The organism is Collinsella sp. (assembly GCF_052346665.1).
Taxonomy (GTDB): domain Bacteria; phylum Actinomycetota; class Coriobacteriia; order Coriobacteriales; family Coriobacteriaceae; genus Collinsella.
Window position 1 is genome coordinate 49,711 of record NZ_DAWDUX010000006.1, and the last position, 14,189, is coordinate 63,899.

12 protein-coding genes are annotated in these 14,189 nt (G+C 62.9%); 2 read left to right on the forward strand and 10 right to left on the reverse strand.

Going from position 1 to position 14,189, the window contains the following annotated elements; genetic code table 11:
- Positions 1 to 59 precede the first annotated feature (59 nt).
- A complete protein-coding gene (locus ACT8II_RS02015; RefSeq protein ID WP_118652263.1) occupies positions 60 to 902 on the forward strand; it encodes an MBL fold metallo-hydrolase in 843 nt (280 codons plus the stop codon).
- 12 nt (positions 903 to 914) lie between these two features.
- On the opposite strand, the gene ACT8II_RS02020 is transcribed toward ACT8II_RS02015, so the two are convergent.
- The 6 genes from ACT8II_RS02020 to ACT8II_RS02045 all read right to left on the reverse strand — a co-directional run bounded on the left by ACT8II_RS02020 (position 915) and on the right by ACT8II_RS02045 (position 5,587).
- On the reverse strand, positions 915 to 1,346 hold the full coding sequence (locus ACT8II_RS02020; protein ID WP_118652260.1) for an Hsp20/alpha crystallin family protein: 432 nt from the start codon (positions 1,344 to 1,346) through the stop codon (positions 915 to 917).
- A gap of 240 nt (positions 1,347 to 1,586) precedes the next feature.
- Positions 1,587 to 2,276 (reverse strand): cytidylate kinase-like family protein, encoded by a 690-nt coding sequence (locus ACT8II_RS02025; protein WP_118652257.1) that lies wholly within the window; start codon positions 2,274 to 2,276, stop codon positions 1,587 to 1,589.
- A gap of 151 nt (positions 2,277 to 2,427) precedes the next feature.
- On the reverse strand, positions 2,428 to 3,066 hold the full coding sequence (locus ACT8II_RS02030; protein WP_118652254.1) for an amino acid ABC transporter permease: 639 nt from the start codon (positions 3,064 to 3,066) through the stop codon (positions 2,428 to 2,430).
- A 3-nt stretch (positions 3,067 to 3,069) separates the two neighbouring features.
- On the reverse strand, positions 3,070 to 3,855 hold the full coding sequence (locus tag ACT8II_RS02035) for an amino acid ABC transporter permease (RefSeq protein WP_118652251.1): 786 nt from the start codon (positions 3,853 to 3,855) through the stop codon (positions 3,070 to 3,072).
- The gene (locus ACT8II_RS02040; protein WP_317440301.1) at positions 3,856 to 4,839 is read right to left on the reverse strand and encodes a transporter substrate-binding domain-containing protein; all 984 of its coding nucleotides are present in this window, start codon (positions 4,837 to 4,839) and stop codon (positions 3,856 to 3,858) included.
- Positions 4,840 to 4,855: 16 nt separating this feature from the next.
- Positions 4,856 to 5,587: an amino acid ABC transporter ATP-binding protein gene (locus tag ACT8II_RS02045; RefSeq protein ID WP_118652248.1), complete on the reverse strand. Its 732-nt coding sequence runs from the start codon at positions 5,585 to 5,587 to the stop codon at positions 4,856 to 4,858.
- Between the two features lie 299 nt (positions 5,588 to 5,886).
- Here ACT8II_RS02045 and ACT8II_RS02050 point away from each other — a divergent pair, with 299 nt between their 5' ends.
- The gene (locus tag ACT8II_RS02050; RefSeq protein WP_443812896.1) at positions 5,887 to 6,831 is read left to right on the forward strand and encodes a zinc dependent phospholipase C family protein; all 945 of its coding nucleotides are present in this window, start codon (positions 5,887 to 5,889) and stop codon (positions 6,829 to 6,831) included.
- Between the two features lie 89 nt (positions 6,832 to 6,920).
- Here the strand turns inward: ACT8II_RS02050 and ACT8II_RS02055 are convergent, their stop codons facing one another.
- The 4 genes from ACT8II_RS02055 to ACT8II_RS02070 all read right to left on the reverse strand — a co-directional run.
- Entirely contained in the window at positions 6,921 to 7,481 is a 561-nt protein-coding gene (locus tag ACT8II_RS02055; RefSeq protein WP_118652242.1) for a hypothetical protein, read from the reverse strand.
- A 153-nt stretch (positions 7,482 to 7,634) separates the two neighbouring features.
- Entirely contained in the window at positions 7,635 to 8,318 is a 684-nt protein-coding gene (gene pyrE, locus ACT8II_RS02060) for an orotate phosphoribosyltransferase (RefSeq protein WP_118652239.1), read from the reverse strand.
- 177 nt (positions 8,319 to 8,495) lie between these two features.
- Positions 8,496 to 10,301, reverse strand: a complete 1,806-nt coding sequence (locus ACT8II_RS02065) for a VgrG-related protein (protein WP_304291990.1) — start codon at positions 10,299 to 10,301, stop codon at positions 8,496 to 8,498.
- Between the two features lie 152 nt (positions 10,302 to 10,453).
- A partial coding sequence (locus ACT8II_RS02070; protein ID WP_443812897.1) for a Spy0128 family protein occupies positions 10,454 to 14,189 on the reverse strand: 3,736 nt, incomplete at its 5' end.

Here is a 14,189-nt window from a genome sequence, read left to right on the forward strand (position 1 = left end):
CCCACCCCTTCTGCCATATCCACCTGTACGCATTGTATCTGCGAGGAGCCTGTAACGCCATGAAGCAACCAGTCGCAACGCCGTTCCCGCGTCCCCTTCACCTTCACATCCTCGGAAGCGGGTCGCAGGGCAACTGCGCCCTCATCGAAGGGCCTCAAGGGCTCATCATGATCGATGACGGCTTTTCCCGCCGGGAGGTGCTCACCCGCATGCACGACCTCGACCTGAACGAGGACGACGTGCGTGCGCTTATCCTCACGCACGAGCACAGCGACCATGTGAGCGGCGTGTCCGTGTGGGTCAAACGCTTCGACGGGCCTCTGTTCGCGAGCTCGGGCACGGCGGAAGCGCGCAAATACCTCGCCTGCCTGCCTTTTGAGACGTTCATGCCGGGCGAGGTCCTCGAAGTCGCCGGAGTGCGCGTTGAGACCTTCCCCACCTCGCACGACGTCGTCAATCCGGTGGGTTTTAGATTCTCCTGCAATGGAGACTCGATCGGCTATGCCACCGATACCGGCACCCTGCCGCCTGGCGCCATGCGTCTGCTTGCCGATGTGCGCATTCTCGCGCTTGAGAGCAACCACGACGTGCCGATGCTCCGCACCGGCTCCTATCCTCGCTACCTGCAGGACCGCATCATCTCCGAACGCGGGCACCTCTCCAACGCGCAAGCCGCCGAGGCGCTACCGCAGCTGATCACCAGCCGAACCGAGCACGTGGTCGCCATGCACATCTCGCAGGAGAATAACCGCCCGAGCCTCGCCGTGCGCGCACTGGCCGAAGCCGTAGGGGCACAGCTGGACGACGAGCTGGGCTCGAGCGCCACACTCGACCGAGGCAGCGAAAAGCCGGCGCTCCGCATCCGAAGCGCCGGCCAAAACCGTCCGATATCAATCTTCTAACGCGCTGCCACGTTAGTCGATGGAGATCTTCGTGACGTTCTTCTTCTCGACGAACTTGGGCACGTTAACCGTGAGGACGCCGTCGGCAAACGTGGCGGACAGGCCCTCGCTCGCCGCGTCCTTGAGATAAACGCCGCGCGTGGCGCTATAGGAAGTGAACTCGCGCTGGAGGTAGTTCTTGCCCTTGTCCTCCTCCTTCTCCTCAACGTTGACGGAGATGGACAGACGGCCCTCGTTGAGCTCAACGTCCAGATCGTCCTTGGTGACACCGGTGAGATACGCCTTGACCTCGTAGGCGTCGCCCTTGTCCTCAACGTCGATGGGGAACGCTTTCGCGGCAAGCGCCGTGCGCGGGATGTCCATCATGTCGTCGAAGATGTCGAACAGCGAGTTGGTGGAAACGGGGAGGACGCCATAACCCTGACGATACGGAACCATTGCCATAATCGATCACTCCTTCGTGATGCGCGCGGGGCGGGGTGTCTCGCGCCTTTGCGCGTGCCCTTTGGGGCGCGCGTCTTTGTTTGACAATCCGGTTATGCCCGCATCGCCGCCTATTATTCACAGACGCACAAGTTTTTTAAGCGTCATATTGTCATCATATCTAAGTGTACTTGACTTAGATATCTTTTCTCGATGCTTCGGTGGGGTTCGCGGGCGCTCCGTCCGCTGCCCCCTCTCAATTCAATGCCGCAAATCGGTAGACGTGCTCGCCTGTTCGGCCTCGCGTAGCTTGGAGCGGTACGCAGCCGCGATCACGTCCACGCATCCCTGGCGCCCAAGCTTGGCGCGGTTAACCACGATATCCTTGCCATCGGTCATCTTCCATTTGCCCGCAGAGTAGCGCTTGTAGAACGCCTCGCGCGCATGCTGGCGCTCGCGCACGAGCTTGGCGCCGGCGCGCTTGTCCAGCCCGCGCTTGCCGCGCACGATCTCAACGCGTGCATCGAACGGCGCCGTCACCAGCACCGCGATGTGGTTGGGGTTGTTGCGCAGCAGGTAATCGGATAGGCGGCCCTCGATGATGCAGCTACGCGTAGCCGCCAAGTCCACGATCACCTGGCTCATCGACTTGAAGAGCTTGTCCGAGAGCGTGCGCGAATCTGCGCGGTCGGGCAGAAACGCCATGAACTCCGCGGCCATGCGCTCGTCGTACTCGGCAACCTTGTCGAGCGCCTCACCCGCGCGCGTGGCGGAGCGCACGAGCAGCTCGTTGTCATAGAGCGGGATGCCCAACTCGACGGAAAGCATCTTGCCGATCTCGTGGCCCTCCGCGCCGTAGTCGCGCGCAATGGTGATGACCACGGGCTGATCGGCGCGCGCCTCCTGCTCGGCAGCGAGCCTACGCTCGAAACGATTCTTTAGGTAACCCATTCCTTCTCCTTACGAGAGAACCGAATAAAGCTCAAGGCGCATCCGGGCGCCCCAGATTGGCGTGCAGGGAAAGACGCTCGCCCGCTGCGAGGCGCCAGGCCCGTGCAAAACGGCCAACTGAGCACCAAGGCGGGGTGTCCGGGCGCGCCGACTATGCCGCGATGGCCTTACGCTGGTACCGGCGGACCAGCAGCGAGATGCCAAAGTTCAGCGCAAAATACAGCGCGAACACGAAACCGTATAGCATGAGCACCTGATCGAGTGCGATCGCGTGCGCCATGACCACATTGGTGGTGTACATGAACTCCGCCACGTTGATGCCCGAGAGGTACGAGCTGTCCTTGATCACCGTGGTGCACTGGCCGAACAGCGCCGGCGTGATGGTGCGGAACGTCTGCGGCAGGATGATGTAGCGCATGGTGGCAAAGAAGCCAAAGCCCTGGCTGCGCGCCGCCTCGAACTGTCCGGCGGGGATGGCGTTCAGGCCCGCGCGCACGATCTCGGCCATGACGGCGCTCGTAAACAGGGTGAACGCGAGCGTCGAGATGAAGATGTCGATGCCCTGCACCGTGAAGTAGATGAACAGGATCCACAGCAGGTTGGGCGTACAGCGGAACAGCTCGATGTAGGCGCTCACCAGCCAACGGAACGGACGGGGCGCGTAGCTCTTGATGAGCGCGAGCACCGTGCCCAGGATGACCGAGCAAATGATGGACAGCACCGAGATCTCGACGGTCTTGACGAAGCCACCCAAGATGTAGATGAGATTGGTCGCGTTGAAGATCTCCATCGCCTACGCCTCCTTTCCGGTAGCCGGGGCGGGCACGGCAGCGGCATCCGTAGCGCCGGCGACGTCCGTCACGCCGGGGATGACCTTGGCGCGCGGGCGCTGCTTGCTGCGGCGCTCGAGCCACTGGCCGAGCATGGCCAAAGGAAAGCAGATGATGAAGTACATGAAGCAGCAGACGATGTATCCCTGCAGGTACCCGTAGAGACTCACGAAGTTGTCAGAGCGGTACATGAGGTCGCCGCCAGCGACCAGCGCAAGCACCGAGGTGTTCTTGACCAGGTTGAGTGCTTGGTTGCACAGGGGCGGCAGGATGATCTTGAACGTCTGCGGCAGCACGATGTACGCGTACGTCTGGACGCGGGAGAAGCCCTGACTCTGCGCCGCCTCCATCTGGCCGCGCGGGACGGCCTCGATGCCGGTGCGGATGACCTCAGCCACGTAGGCAGCGTGGTACAGGCCCACACCGAGGGCACCGAGCGCGAACGGGGCGATGCGCACGGGCTGCGCCGCGCCGGTGATGGCCTGCAGGAACTGCGGGCCGGCCATGTACATGAACAGCACCTGCACGGGCAGGGGCGTGTTCTGGTAGAACTCAACGTATACGCGGGAGATGCCGCGCAGGATGCGCGAGCGCGTGGTGGACAGGACGCCGAGCAGTGTGCCCAGCAGCAGGGCGAGGGCGAGGCCCGCGGCGACGACGCGCAAGGTCACGCCAAAGCCCTCCCAAAACGGTCCCATGTTGGCGAACGTCAGCGTCCAGCGCTGGGGATCAAGTAGTCCTTCGAGCATTTACACCAACCCCCACTTCTCGATCTCCTCGTCGAGCCAGCCGCTCGCCGCGCAGTCCTGCACGCACTGGTCGACCACGGCGGACAGGTCGCTGCCCTTCTTCGTGGCAATGCCGTACTGCTGCTCGCCAAACTTCACCTCGGGCTCGAGCAGCTCGACCGTCTCGTTCATGTAGCCGGCAAGCGTGGAGCGGTCCATGGCGAAGCAGTCGATGTTGCCCGCGTCGAGCGAGCTCTTGATGATGGGGTAACCGGAAAACGCCAGGAACTCCGGAGTCGCGTCGATATCCTCGTCCACGAGCATCTGCTCGATGAGGCTCTGCGTGGTGGCGCCCTGGCTCACGCCGATGATCTTTCCATCGAGGTCGGCGATGCGGGCGAAGCCGCTGCGCTTCTTGACCATAAGGCCCACGTAGTCGGTGCGGTACGCGGTGGAGAAGTCCCAGCTCTCGCGACGCTCGGGCGTGATGGTGTAGGTGGCGCACACCACGTCGAGCTGGTCGTTGTCGATGAGCGGACCACGGGTCTTGGGAGTGACGTCGGTGAACGCCACGAGCCCGCGCTCGCGCGCCTCCTCGTAGCTCACGCCAAAGATGGCGGCGGCGACCTGGTAGCACAGGTCGATCTCCATGCCCTCGTAGGCCTGGGCGGCGGGGTCGTAGTAACCGTAGCCTGGCACGTCCTTCTTAACGCCGGCGTTCAGCTGCCCGCGCGCCTTAATGGCGGAGAGCTTGGATCCGGGCGTGGCGACGGACGAGGAGCCGGCGCTGGCTCCGTCCGCACCGCAGCCCGTCAGCGCGCCGGCTCCGGCGAGCATTGCCGCGGCAGCGACGCCGCGCAGAAGCGAACGACGGCTCAAGCTGGGCTCGGTTCCGCATCGAGTACCCGTGCAGGAGACGCCGCGGCCATTGGCGACGAGCCCATCGCCGGCGCCGGGGGCGAATGGCAGGCGGTCGCGCCACCCGTACGTCATCATGTCCTTCATACACATCCCCTCGCCTTTAGTGCAGGATCTTCGCGAGGAAGTCGCGGCAACGCGGGTTCGTCGGATTGTCGAAGAAGTGCTCGGGCGTGCCCTCCTCGAGGATGCGGCCGTCATCCATGAAGATGACGCGATCGGCGACCTGGCGGGCGAAGCCCATCTCGTGCGTCACGCAGATCATGGTGATGTTCTCCTGCGCGAGCTCGATCATGACGTCGAGCACCTCCTGGACCATCTCAGGGTCAAGTGCCGAGGTGGGCTCATCGAACAGGATGATGGGCTGCTTGGTACACAGGGCGCGGGCGATGGCGACGCGCTGCTGCTGGCCGCCGGAGAGGTTCTGGGGGTACTCCCCTGCCTTGTGGGCGAGGCCCACGCGCTTGAGGGCCGCCATGGCGGCGGCGTTCGCCTCCTCCTTGGACTTCTTTTGCAGCTTGATGGGCGCGAGCGTGAGGTTGCCCAGCACGGTCATGTTCGGATACAGGTTGAACTGCTGGAACACCATGGAGCTGTACGTACGGGCCATCTCCAGGTGGTTCTTCTTGGTGAGCGGCGTGCCATCGATGATGACCTCACCGCTGGTGGGCTCCTCCAGGTAATCGACGCAGCGGATGAGCGTCGACTTGCCCGACCCAGACGGTCCGATGATGACGACCTTCTCGCCCTCCGCGACCGTGAGGTCGATGTCCTTGAGGACATGCAGGTCGCCGAAGTACTTGTTCAGGCCGTGTATCTCAATCATGTTGGCCATGCGATCCCCCCTTGTTTCCGTGCAAACAAGAGCCTGTTATACCTTATTTCCCCAGCTACGCGCAACATTATGGATTTCAAAACCATTTCGATACCGTTTCTGGAGCAGTCGGATGGGGCAACGCCGGAACGCCCACCCGCGCCGGAGGGATGTGCAAAATGGGGATACGTCCCTATTTTGCACATCCCTCGCAGCCCGCTTGCGAGAGCGCCCCCTCACATCGCAAAATCGCATGAGATAACTGCTCCCAGCTGGGAATAATGAGCGACAGACGTTTCTTTTTTGAAAAAGGAGTCCCCATGCCCGCACTGATCACCCATCGACTGTTCGGCGAGGAAAGCATCGAGCGTCTTCCCGAAGGGCTCATAACCTCAGATGACGAGCGCGCCGCCTTCCTGCTCGCCAACCAGGGCCCCGACCCGTTCTTCTTCCGGGTCCGCACGCCCCACATGGGCACTTGCATGGAACTCGCGCGCGTCATGCACCGCAGCCGCATGTCAAAGCAGCTTGCCGCCTTGCGCGACGGCGTGACACACCTGCAGCCCGCCGATGCGGGCGTTGGCCGCGCATGGACGCTCGGCCTACTCTCCCACTACATTCTGGACCGCAACGCCCATCCCTTTGTGTATGCGCAGCAATGGGGCATTCAAGAGGCGGACGATGACCTCGCGGGCGCGGGAAGCCAAGTTCATGCAGTGATCGAAAGCGACCTCGACGTGCTCATGCTCCAAATCAAGCGCGATGGGGCGACCGTGGCGGACTATCCGCCCGCCGGCGAGCTCGTCACAGGCGCCCGCATCGACAAGGTGGCGGGCGCGCTCACGAGCTTTGTCGCGAACAGCGTGTACGGCATAAGCGTAGGCGCGAATGAATACGGTGGCGCCGTGGCGGACATGCAGCTCGCCTACCGCGTGATCGAGCCGGCTGGCTCTGTACGAACGTGCGCCCTAGCTCGCCTCGAAGGCCTCGTCAAAGATTACTCCCTGCTGCAGGCGCTGGCGCATCGCGTGACCGCCGAGCCGCCGGCGGGCGCAGGAAACTTGGCGCGCAACGAATGGACCGACCCCTTCACTCAAGCCGTTCGCACGGAAAGCTTCCCGGCACTGTTCGAGCGCGCTCTTGACGATTACCAACAAGCTGCCGCGCGGTTCATCGGGACGGGCGATACGGCGGCGGTGACGGGGCACGTCAACTACTCGGGACGCACGCTCGACGCCACCGAAGAGTTCGACCGCGAAGAGTAGCGACCGGTCAGGCGCAGCGAAACGCCATATGAGAAAGGGGAGGTTCGCGCCTCCCCTTTCTTTGTGCCATATGTTCTTACTCGCCGCATTTACTGCATCGCGTTGAGGATCTCGGTCTCGGTATCCTCCGTTGCGGACCAGCTGCCCTCGTCGTCCTTCTCATACGAGAACGTGCACTCGGTCTCGGCGGGCTCGGCGTTCTTGACCGCATCCATCAGAATCTGGCCTGCTTGGGCGTACAGCTCCTCCTCGCTGCTCACGGTCGATGGGTCAAGACCGTTCACATACTCCTGGAACTGCGAGGCAAAATCGGCCATGATCGCGGTAAGGGACTTGATCTTGACGATCACCTTGGCGTCGGCGGTGCCGGCCTCCTCGTCAACCACGACCTCCTTGATCTCGTGACCAAAGCCGTCCAGATACGCCTCGGCGAATTCTTTGGTGTCGAGGCCGAGCTGCTCGAACGCACCGTCGGAGCTCGCGACCATGGCATCCATCAGGTCCTCGTTGTCGGCGGAGACCTCCGAGAACGCCTTCTCGACATCCTCACGGATGAGCTCCTCGACCGAGGGGCCGCCGCACGCGCTCAGCAGCACGGTGCATACAACCGCGATTGCCGCCAAGGGCATGACCCAGAACTTCTTCTTCATCGCTTCCTCCCGATGCCGGTGACGAGTCATTCTCTTACGCACTCGAACGCCAACCCATCAAATTACCCTGATGGTATCCGACCTCCGAACACCTGAGGGGATGCCCCTCAAATCGCCGCCCGGGCGGCAAGCGCCAATCGGCAAACGGAAATCCTATTCGCGGGCGCCGTACTGCTCGTAGTAGGCGTCGATGGCGGCCTTGAGCTCGTCGTCAATCACCACGCGGCCGGCAACTTCGCGGTTATACAAGTGATCGGTCACCTCGGCCATGGACACGATGCTCGCCACGGGGAAGCCGTACTTGGCCTCGATCTCCTTCTGCGCGGTAGTCACGCCACCCTTGCCGACCTCCATGCGGTTGAGGCTCACAATGAGGCCCTTGACCTCGACGTTCGCGGCGTCCATGAGCTTAGGATAGGTCTCGTCGATGGACTTGCCCGAGGTGGTCACGTCCTCGACCATCACCACGCGGTCGCCGTCCTTGAGCTCATAGCCCAGCATGCCGCCCTTGTCGGCGCCGTGGTCCTTGACCTCCTTGCGGTCGGAGCAGTACTTGACCTCCTTGCCATACAGCTTGTGCATGGCGATGGCGGTGACGACGGACAGCGGAATGCCCTTGTAGGCAGGACCGAATACGACGTCGAAGTCCAGGCCGAAGTTGTCGTGGATGGCACGGGCGTAGTACTCGCCCAGGCGCATGAGCTGCTCGCCCGTCACGTAAGCTCCAGCGTTCATGAAGAACGGGGACTTGCGGCCGCTCTTGAGGGTGAAGTCGCCGAACTTGAGCACATCGGACTCAACCATGAACTCGATGAACTCCTGCTTGTAAGCCTCCATGAGGCCTCCCTTCCCATAGCATGCGCCGCCCGGTCCAATGCGGGCGTACGCGTGCCAAGCACGTGTTTTACCGCCTTAAGGGTACCAGAAAGAACCCGCCCCGCGCTTTGGCCGGAGGGCCACCGCGGAACGGGTGGAATTGTAAGGTTGAGTAGCTAGACTGTGCGACGCTTGAGGCTACTCCTCGTCGCGCTCTTTTTTTGCGAGCGAGAGGAAGGAGCCGCCGGCCACGGCGAGACCCGTCGCGCCCACAGCGACCATCGAGATGATGTCGCCCGTGCCGGGCAGGCCCTCCTTGGAGGAGCCACCCGAGGTCGATTGCGCGCCCGTTGTCTTTGCAGACTCGGCCTCGTATTCCTCGGATACGACCTTCCCGCAGGTATTGCAGGTGCGCTCGCGAACGCCCTTTTCGGCCTCGGTAGCCTGCTTGGTAATGCGCCACTCCCCAAAGTCGTGGGGAGCGATGTCGAACGCCGTACCGCAGACCTCACAAACCTTCCAGTGGTCGGTGCTGTTCGCCACCCAAGTATCGCTCGTGTGCGCTTCCTCGGAACCGTGCCCGGTGCAGGTCTCGTCCTCGCACGCATGCCAATGGGTCTTCCCGTCATGGCTCCAAGCCTTAACGAATGTGTGCGTGTGCGCGCTCTCATCCGAATCGTCCCCGGCATCGTCGGTAGAGTCGAACGAGTCGTCGTCGGGAAGCTTGTCGTCCTCGGAAGTCGTGCCGCCATTGGAGGTGTTGCCCCCCTGGTCGCCGGAGCCGGAGTCGCCCGCGCCGTCGCCGGTCGAGGTGTCGCCAGTCGACGCGTCACCGCTTTCACCAGTACCGGCGTCGCTGCCCGAGCTGGAGCCACCGTTGTTGCCGTCGCTGGCACTGCCGCCGCCGGTGTTACCGCCGTTATCGGAGCCACTGTCACTCGTCCCACCGGAGGGGCCGGAGGTTCCCTGGTCGCCCGCGCTGGGGTTGTCCGGAGTGCCCACGCTGGGTTCGTTCGGCGCACCGGTGCCGGGGCTCTGTTGGGCGGCGCCGCCACCATTCGACGCATCGCCGCCCTGCTCTTGGCCACCCGCGTTCTGCTCCGCATCATGCTGGTCCAGGTACGCCAGGCACGCGGCCTTCTCCTTCTTATAGCGGTTCTGCCAGCCCTGGTGATACTGCGGCTGCTTGGGATACCACTCCGCCACACGGTTGACCACCGTATCACACAGCGCCGTGACCAGCTCGCGGTCGCTCATCGCGTTGTTGATGTTCGCGGCCTTAAAGAACTTCTGCACGCCTCCCTGGCCGAACAGGTTGCACATGCCCCACACGAGCCCCTTGACGCAATCGGCTCGGTTGCGCACGTCAACGCCATAGGTATTGAGCAGCGAGCTCTGAACCGGCAGGTAGTAATTGTTGTATGCGTAGGCGTCCTGCAGAGCCGAAAACTCGGCGGGATCCGCCGCATAAGCCGCGTGCCACGCCTCGTTCAGAATCTGCGCCGGAGCGGTGAGCTGCCGAGTCGTGTAGTCGTACATGCTGTACGACGGATTCGAGAGTGTATCGCGCTGAGCAATGACCGCCTGGAACATGGCGTACTTGGTGGGGTTGTAGCTGTATACCTGTTGGATGAACGACAGGAGGCTGTAACGACGATCGAACTGATAATAGCCCATCGCGTTGTAACCGTCGCCGTACGAGAGACCCTTGTCGTAATTGCAGCCGCTCTCGTACTTGGTAAAGTACTTCATCTCGTCCGACAGCGCGACCGGGGTAAGCGTGGAGCCAGAGCGCACGGAGGCGAACGTCGTCACCCCTTCGGAGCCCTCGTAATAGTCCGCCTTGTCGTAGTCGCCCGGCAGGGGCACTCCCATGCCGTCGGGATCGGAATCCGTCATGGGAGTGCTGTTGGAAGTAGTCGCCATCGCCGGCAAGGTGACGCTGCCGAGTGTGAGTGCAGCGGTGAGGCCAGCGATTACGGCCTTGTTGCGTGACTGAGCCATCAGTCCTCCTTGGTTTGCCCCCGTAAGGGAAGTGCGTTTGCGATTCGTTTGCGGCAAAGCCACAAGAAGCGATACGAACAGTATGAAGAACCCGCGCCCCATGGACAAGAGAAACCGATGGCACGTTCACAAAACCCTCCGGCCACGAACGGCTACGAACGCCCAGCCCGGTCGTCACGAACCCGCCTGCGCACCAGCACACCTCCCGTCGCCACCAGAAGAGATCCGACGAACGCACACGCGGCGATGGCGGAAGGCACGGCAGGATCGCCCGTCCCAGGCAGGCGAGATCCGTCCGTCTTTCCATCTCCACTTCCACCGTCGGGCGAAGCGGGTCGGTCACCCGAATCTCCGGGATCGGAAGGGTCAATGGGATCGGTGGGGTCCTTCGGCTCGGTATAGCTGTTCACAAACACCACGGACTGATCGCGGGCCGGGTTGCCATTCGCGTCGAGCAGCGCATGGGAGACCGAAAGCGTGCCGTCTCCGCTGTCCTTCACCGTGGTCTGCACGCGGTGGGCCGCATCGTCGTACGTCACACCGTCGGCCGACCCGTGCACCTCGCGCAGCACGTAGCTGTGCACGCCGGGGCCGTCATAGACGATCGGCCGCATGCCCACAGAGCCATCCGCCGCATTGACGCCCTCAGAGACGACCCTCTCCACTCCGTCAACGGTCTCGATCAGCTCAAAACTGAACTCGCCTTCTCGCAGGTTGCGCCCGCCCAGCGTCTTGGTGATGGCAATGGCGTCGCTCACAGATGAAGGAGAGGTAGGCACGACGGAATACGTGTTAGTGAAGGAGAAATTCGCGCCGCCCTCGATCTTGGAGGCGATCGCCGAGATGGTGCCATCCCCGTTGTCGGTCACCGTCACCTCGACGGTCTTGATATCGGGATCGTTGGCGATTCCGGGCACCGTGCCGCTCTCGGAGATTGTGTAGCGAAAGACCCTGGTGCGCTCGGCGGGAGCAACCTCAGACGTGGGAGTCACCTCAGACGGAACCTCCGCCTCGGACGATGCGCCCATCTCGGACGGAGCGCCCGCCTCGCCACCCGAGGCGTCGCTGCCTCCAGACACGCTCTCCCCATCCAGAGGATCGGCACCGAACACATCCTCCATGGTGTAGGTGATCTCGCCAAAGGAGACGTTGCCCGCGGCATCGTTACGCACGGTCGCATCGCCCGGCATCGGTGCACCCTCAAAACCCTCGGCTGGAGCGAGGGTGAACTCATACTTTCCGGCGATGTCGCTCAAGGTCGGCGCGTTGTCGCCCGACTCCACGTCGAGCACCTTCGTGCCGCTGAGACTCACCGTCGTGGTGGCACCGGATCCATAGGCGTTCTTGAACGCCAGAACGTCACCCGAACCTTCCGGATACGTGACAGCCGCGCTCAATGCACCCGTCCCGTCATCCGTCACACTCACGGTGACTGCAAAGGAGGTCGCAACACCGGCGATACCCTGGTCAGCCAAGCCGTCGGTGACCTCGGACACGGAGTACTGATAGGTGTATGTCACCGCGTTGGAATCGCCTGAGGCGGATGCGGTCGCCTTGCCGGCATCGACATCGGCGCACAGCTTGTCCAACGTATAGGTGATGTTGTCGAATGCAACCTTGCCCGAAGCGTCGTTTACGCCCGTCGAAACGGGGCCGTCGCCCGTCGCGGCGGGAGCGGCATTGCGCACCTCGAAGGCGAATTCACCATCGACCAGGGGGCGCCCTGTCAACTGCTTGGTGGCGTTGATCGCAACCGAGACATCCGCTTCAATCGGCGCGTAGGCGTTCGCGAACGGCACGCGCGCGGCGTTCTCCCGAGAAACCTCCTCGCCCGAAACATAGGTGTACACCGACAGATAGCTGTCCTTGACCACCTGCGTGACGACCTTGATGCGGCCATCCTCGTTGTCCCTCACGGCGATGGTCACCGTGTAGACAGAATCGTCGTATGCCACGCCGTCGGCGGTGCTCGGTATGACCTCGCGCACCTCATAGGTGTAGGTTTTCCCGATGTGCCCCTGTTCGAAGGTGAGCCCGCCCGAGGGAACAAGCGACACCGTGGCAGGATCGTCGGCGTTCGCCTGCACGTCGGGGATGGCGATGGTCTTGCCCTGTGCAATCTCCTCATCGGTCATGCCGAGCAAAGCGCCCGCATCGCCCGCGGAGGTCAGCTGCTGAGTCGTGCCATCGGGCCGGGACACCTCCGTCGCCTTGGGCGTCACGGTGAAGGAGAAGTCGCGTGTAAGCCAGCTCGCGGCGTTTTTATAGGTGAATGTCTTCTCGATAACCAATCCTCCAGCGGCACCGTAGTCCAGTTCCACTGCCTCGTACTTGTTGGCGAAGTTGACCGTGGGCATGACTCCGCCCGCGGCAGCTCCGTTCTCGGTGGAACCGCGCACGACCTCGTCGCCCAGACCCTCAAGTACCGCTTCATCGAGCAGCTTCGCCCGCTTGGAACCGTCGCTCCCCACCAGGTCGGAAGTCTTGGGCCCCTTGGCGACCGCATACTCGGCATGGAGCGCCGAGGCATCATCCGCATCGGGCACCACGCGCAGTACCACATAGCCCGCATTCGCATCGTCCTCATATCCCACCGTCCCGGGATGGACGGCGGCCTCGGTCACACGGAAGATATGCGGGCAGCCGATCTGCTCCTGCGTCAGCTTGCCCTCAAAGAACACATCACCGTAGTCCTCGTTGAACGAGAACTTCTCGCCAGCGGCGGCAGTGCCGCACTTCATGCTCTCGGAACGGCGGCTGTCCTCGATGACATTGCCCGAGGAATCATAGGCGGTGCGCTCGACTGTGAACTCATACGAATTCTCAAGCAGGTCATGACCCTCCATGACCTTGGTCACGTCGATGCCCGCGAACGCGCCCGTTGCGCGGTAGATGTTGGTGAAGGATGCCACGATCTTTTGCTCGGTGGCGACTGCCCCCGATGCATCGAGGACCGTTGCGACGAGCTTGCCCGTCCCGTCATCCGCCACCTCGACCGTTACAGAGCGGGGTGCGGTGTCGTACGCCATGCCCACAGCCGAACCCGGGCGCTCGGCCAGGGTGAGCACATATGTTCCGACCTTCGAGAACGCGACATTGCCGATCGGCATGTTCAACGGCTCACCGGATGCGAGTGCCGTGCCTGCCGGGGGCTCGAGCTCATACACACCCGCCTCCTGGGCGTCCTCTTGCCCGGGCAGGTCGACCGCCGTCGCATCGCCCGAAGTCACGGCCACGTCGAAGATGAACTTTTCCCCATTGCCCCATGAACGGCCGTCGACCGCCTTGGACAGCTCCAACGGCAACTCCGTGGGAAGAGCCTGGTACGTGTTGGAAAAGTACGGGAAGCCCCGATCGGTCAGGTCGCCCTCATCAACGGGGACGAACTCACCCTGCTCGTTCTTGATGCTCCACGAGACACCCACCGCGAGGTCCCCCGCGGGGTTCGTGTCCGCCGGATTGCTCACGGCGTATTCCACGCGGTACACCTTGGAGTCATACCTCATGCCGTCGACTGTGTAGCCGGATTCGGCCGTCGCCCCCGCGGGCATGACCTCCGTCAGCTCGTACACATACGTGTGGCCGGCGTTGGACTCCGTGCTGAAGGTGAAATCACCGAACGAGGCCTCGCCCGCGACGACCACGGGCTGCTCGATGGGCCACGCGGAGCCATCCTCCGGAGTTGCCGCGTTACGGGGGCGGGGCATGCTCGCCAGCGTGATCTCGTCCGTATTCGTGGTGCCATCCACCGTGTCGCTCACGGGCCTCAGCGTGAACTTGAACTCGTTTCCGGCGAGGGTATGTCCGCCCGAGGTGTCCGTAAAGACCTTGAACGCCTGGAGCGATGCGGTGGCGGTGTCGTTTTGGAATGTGTTTTTGATCACGACG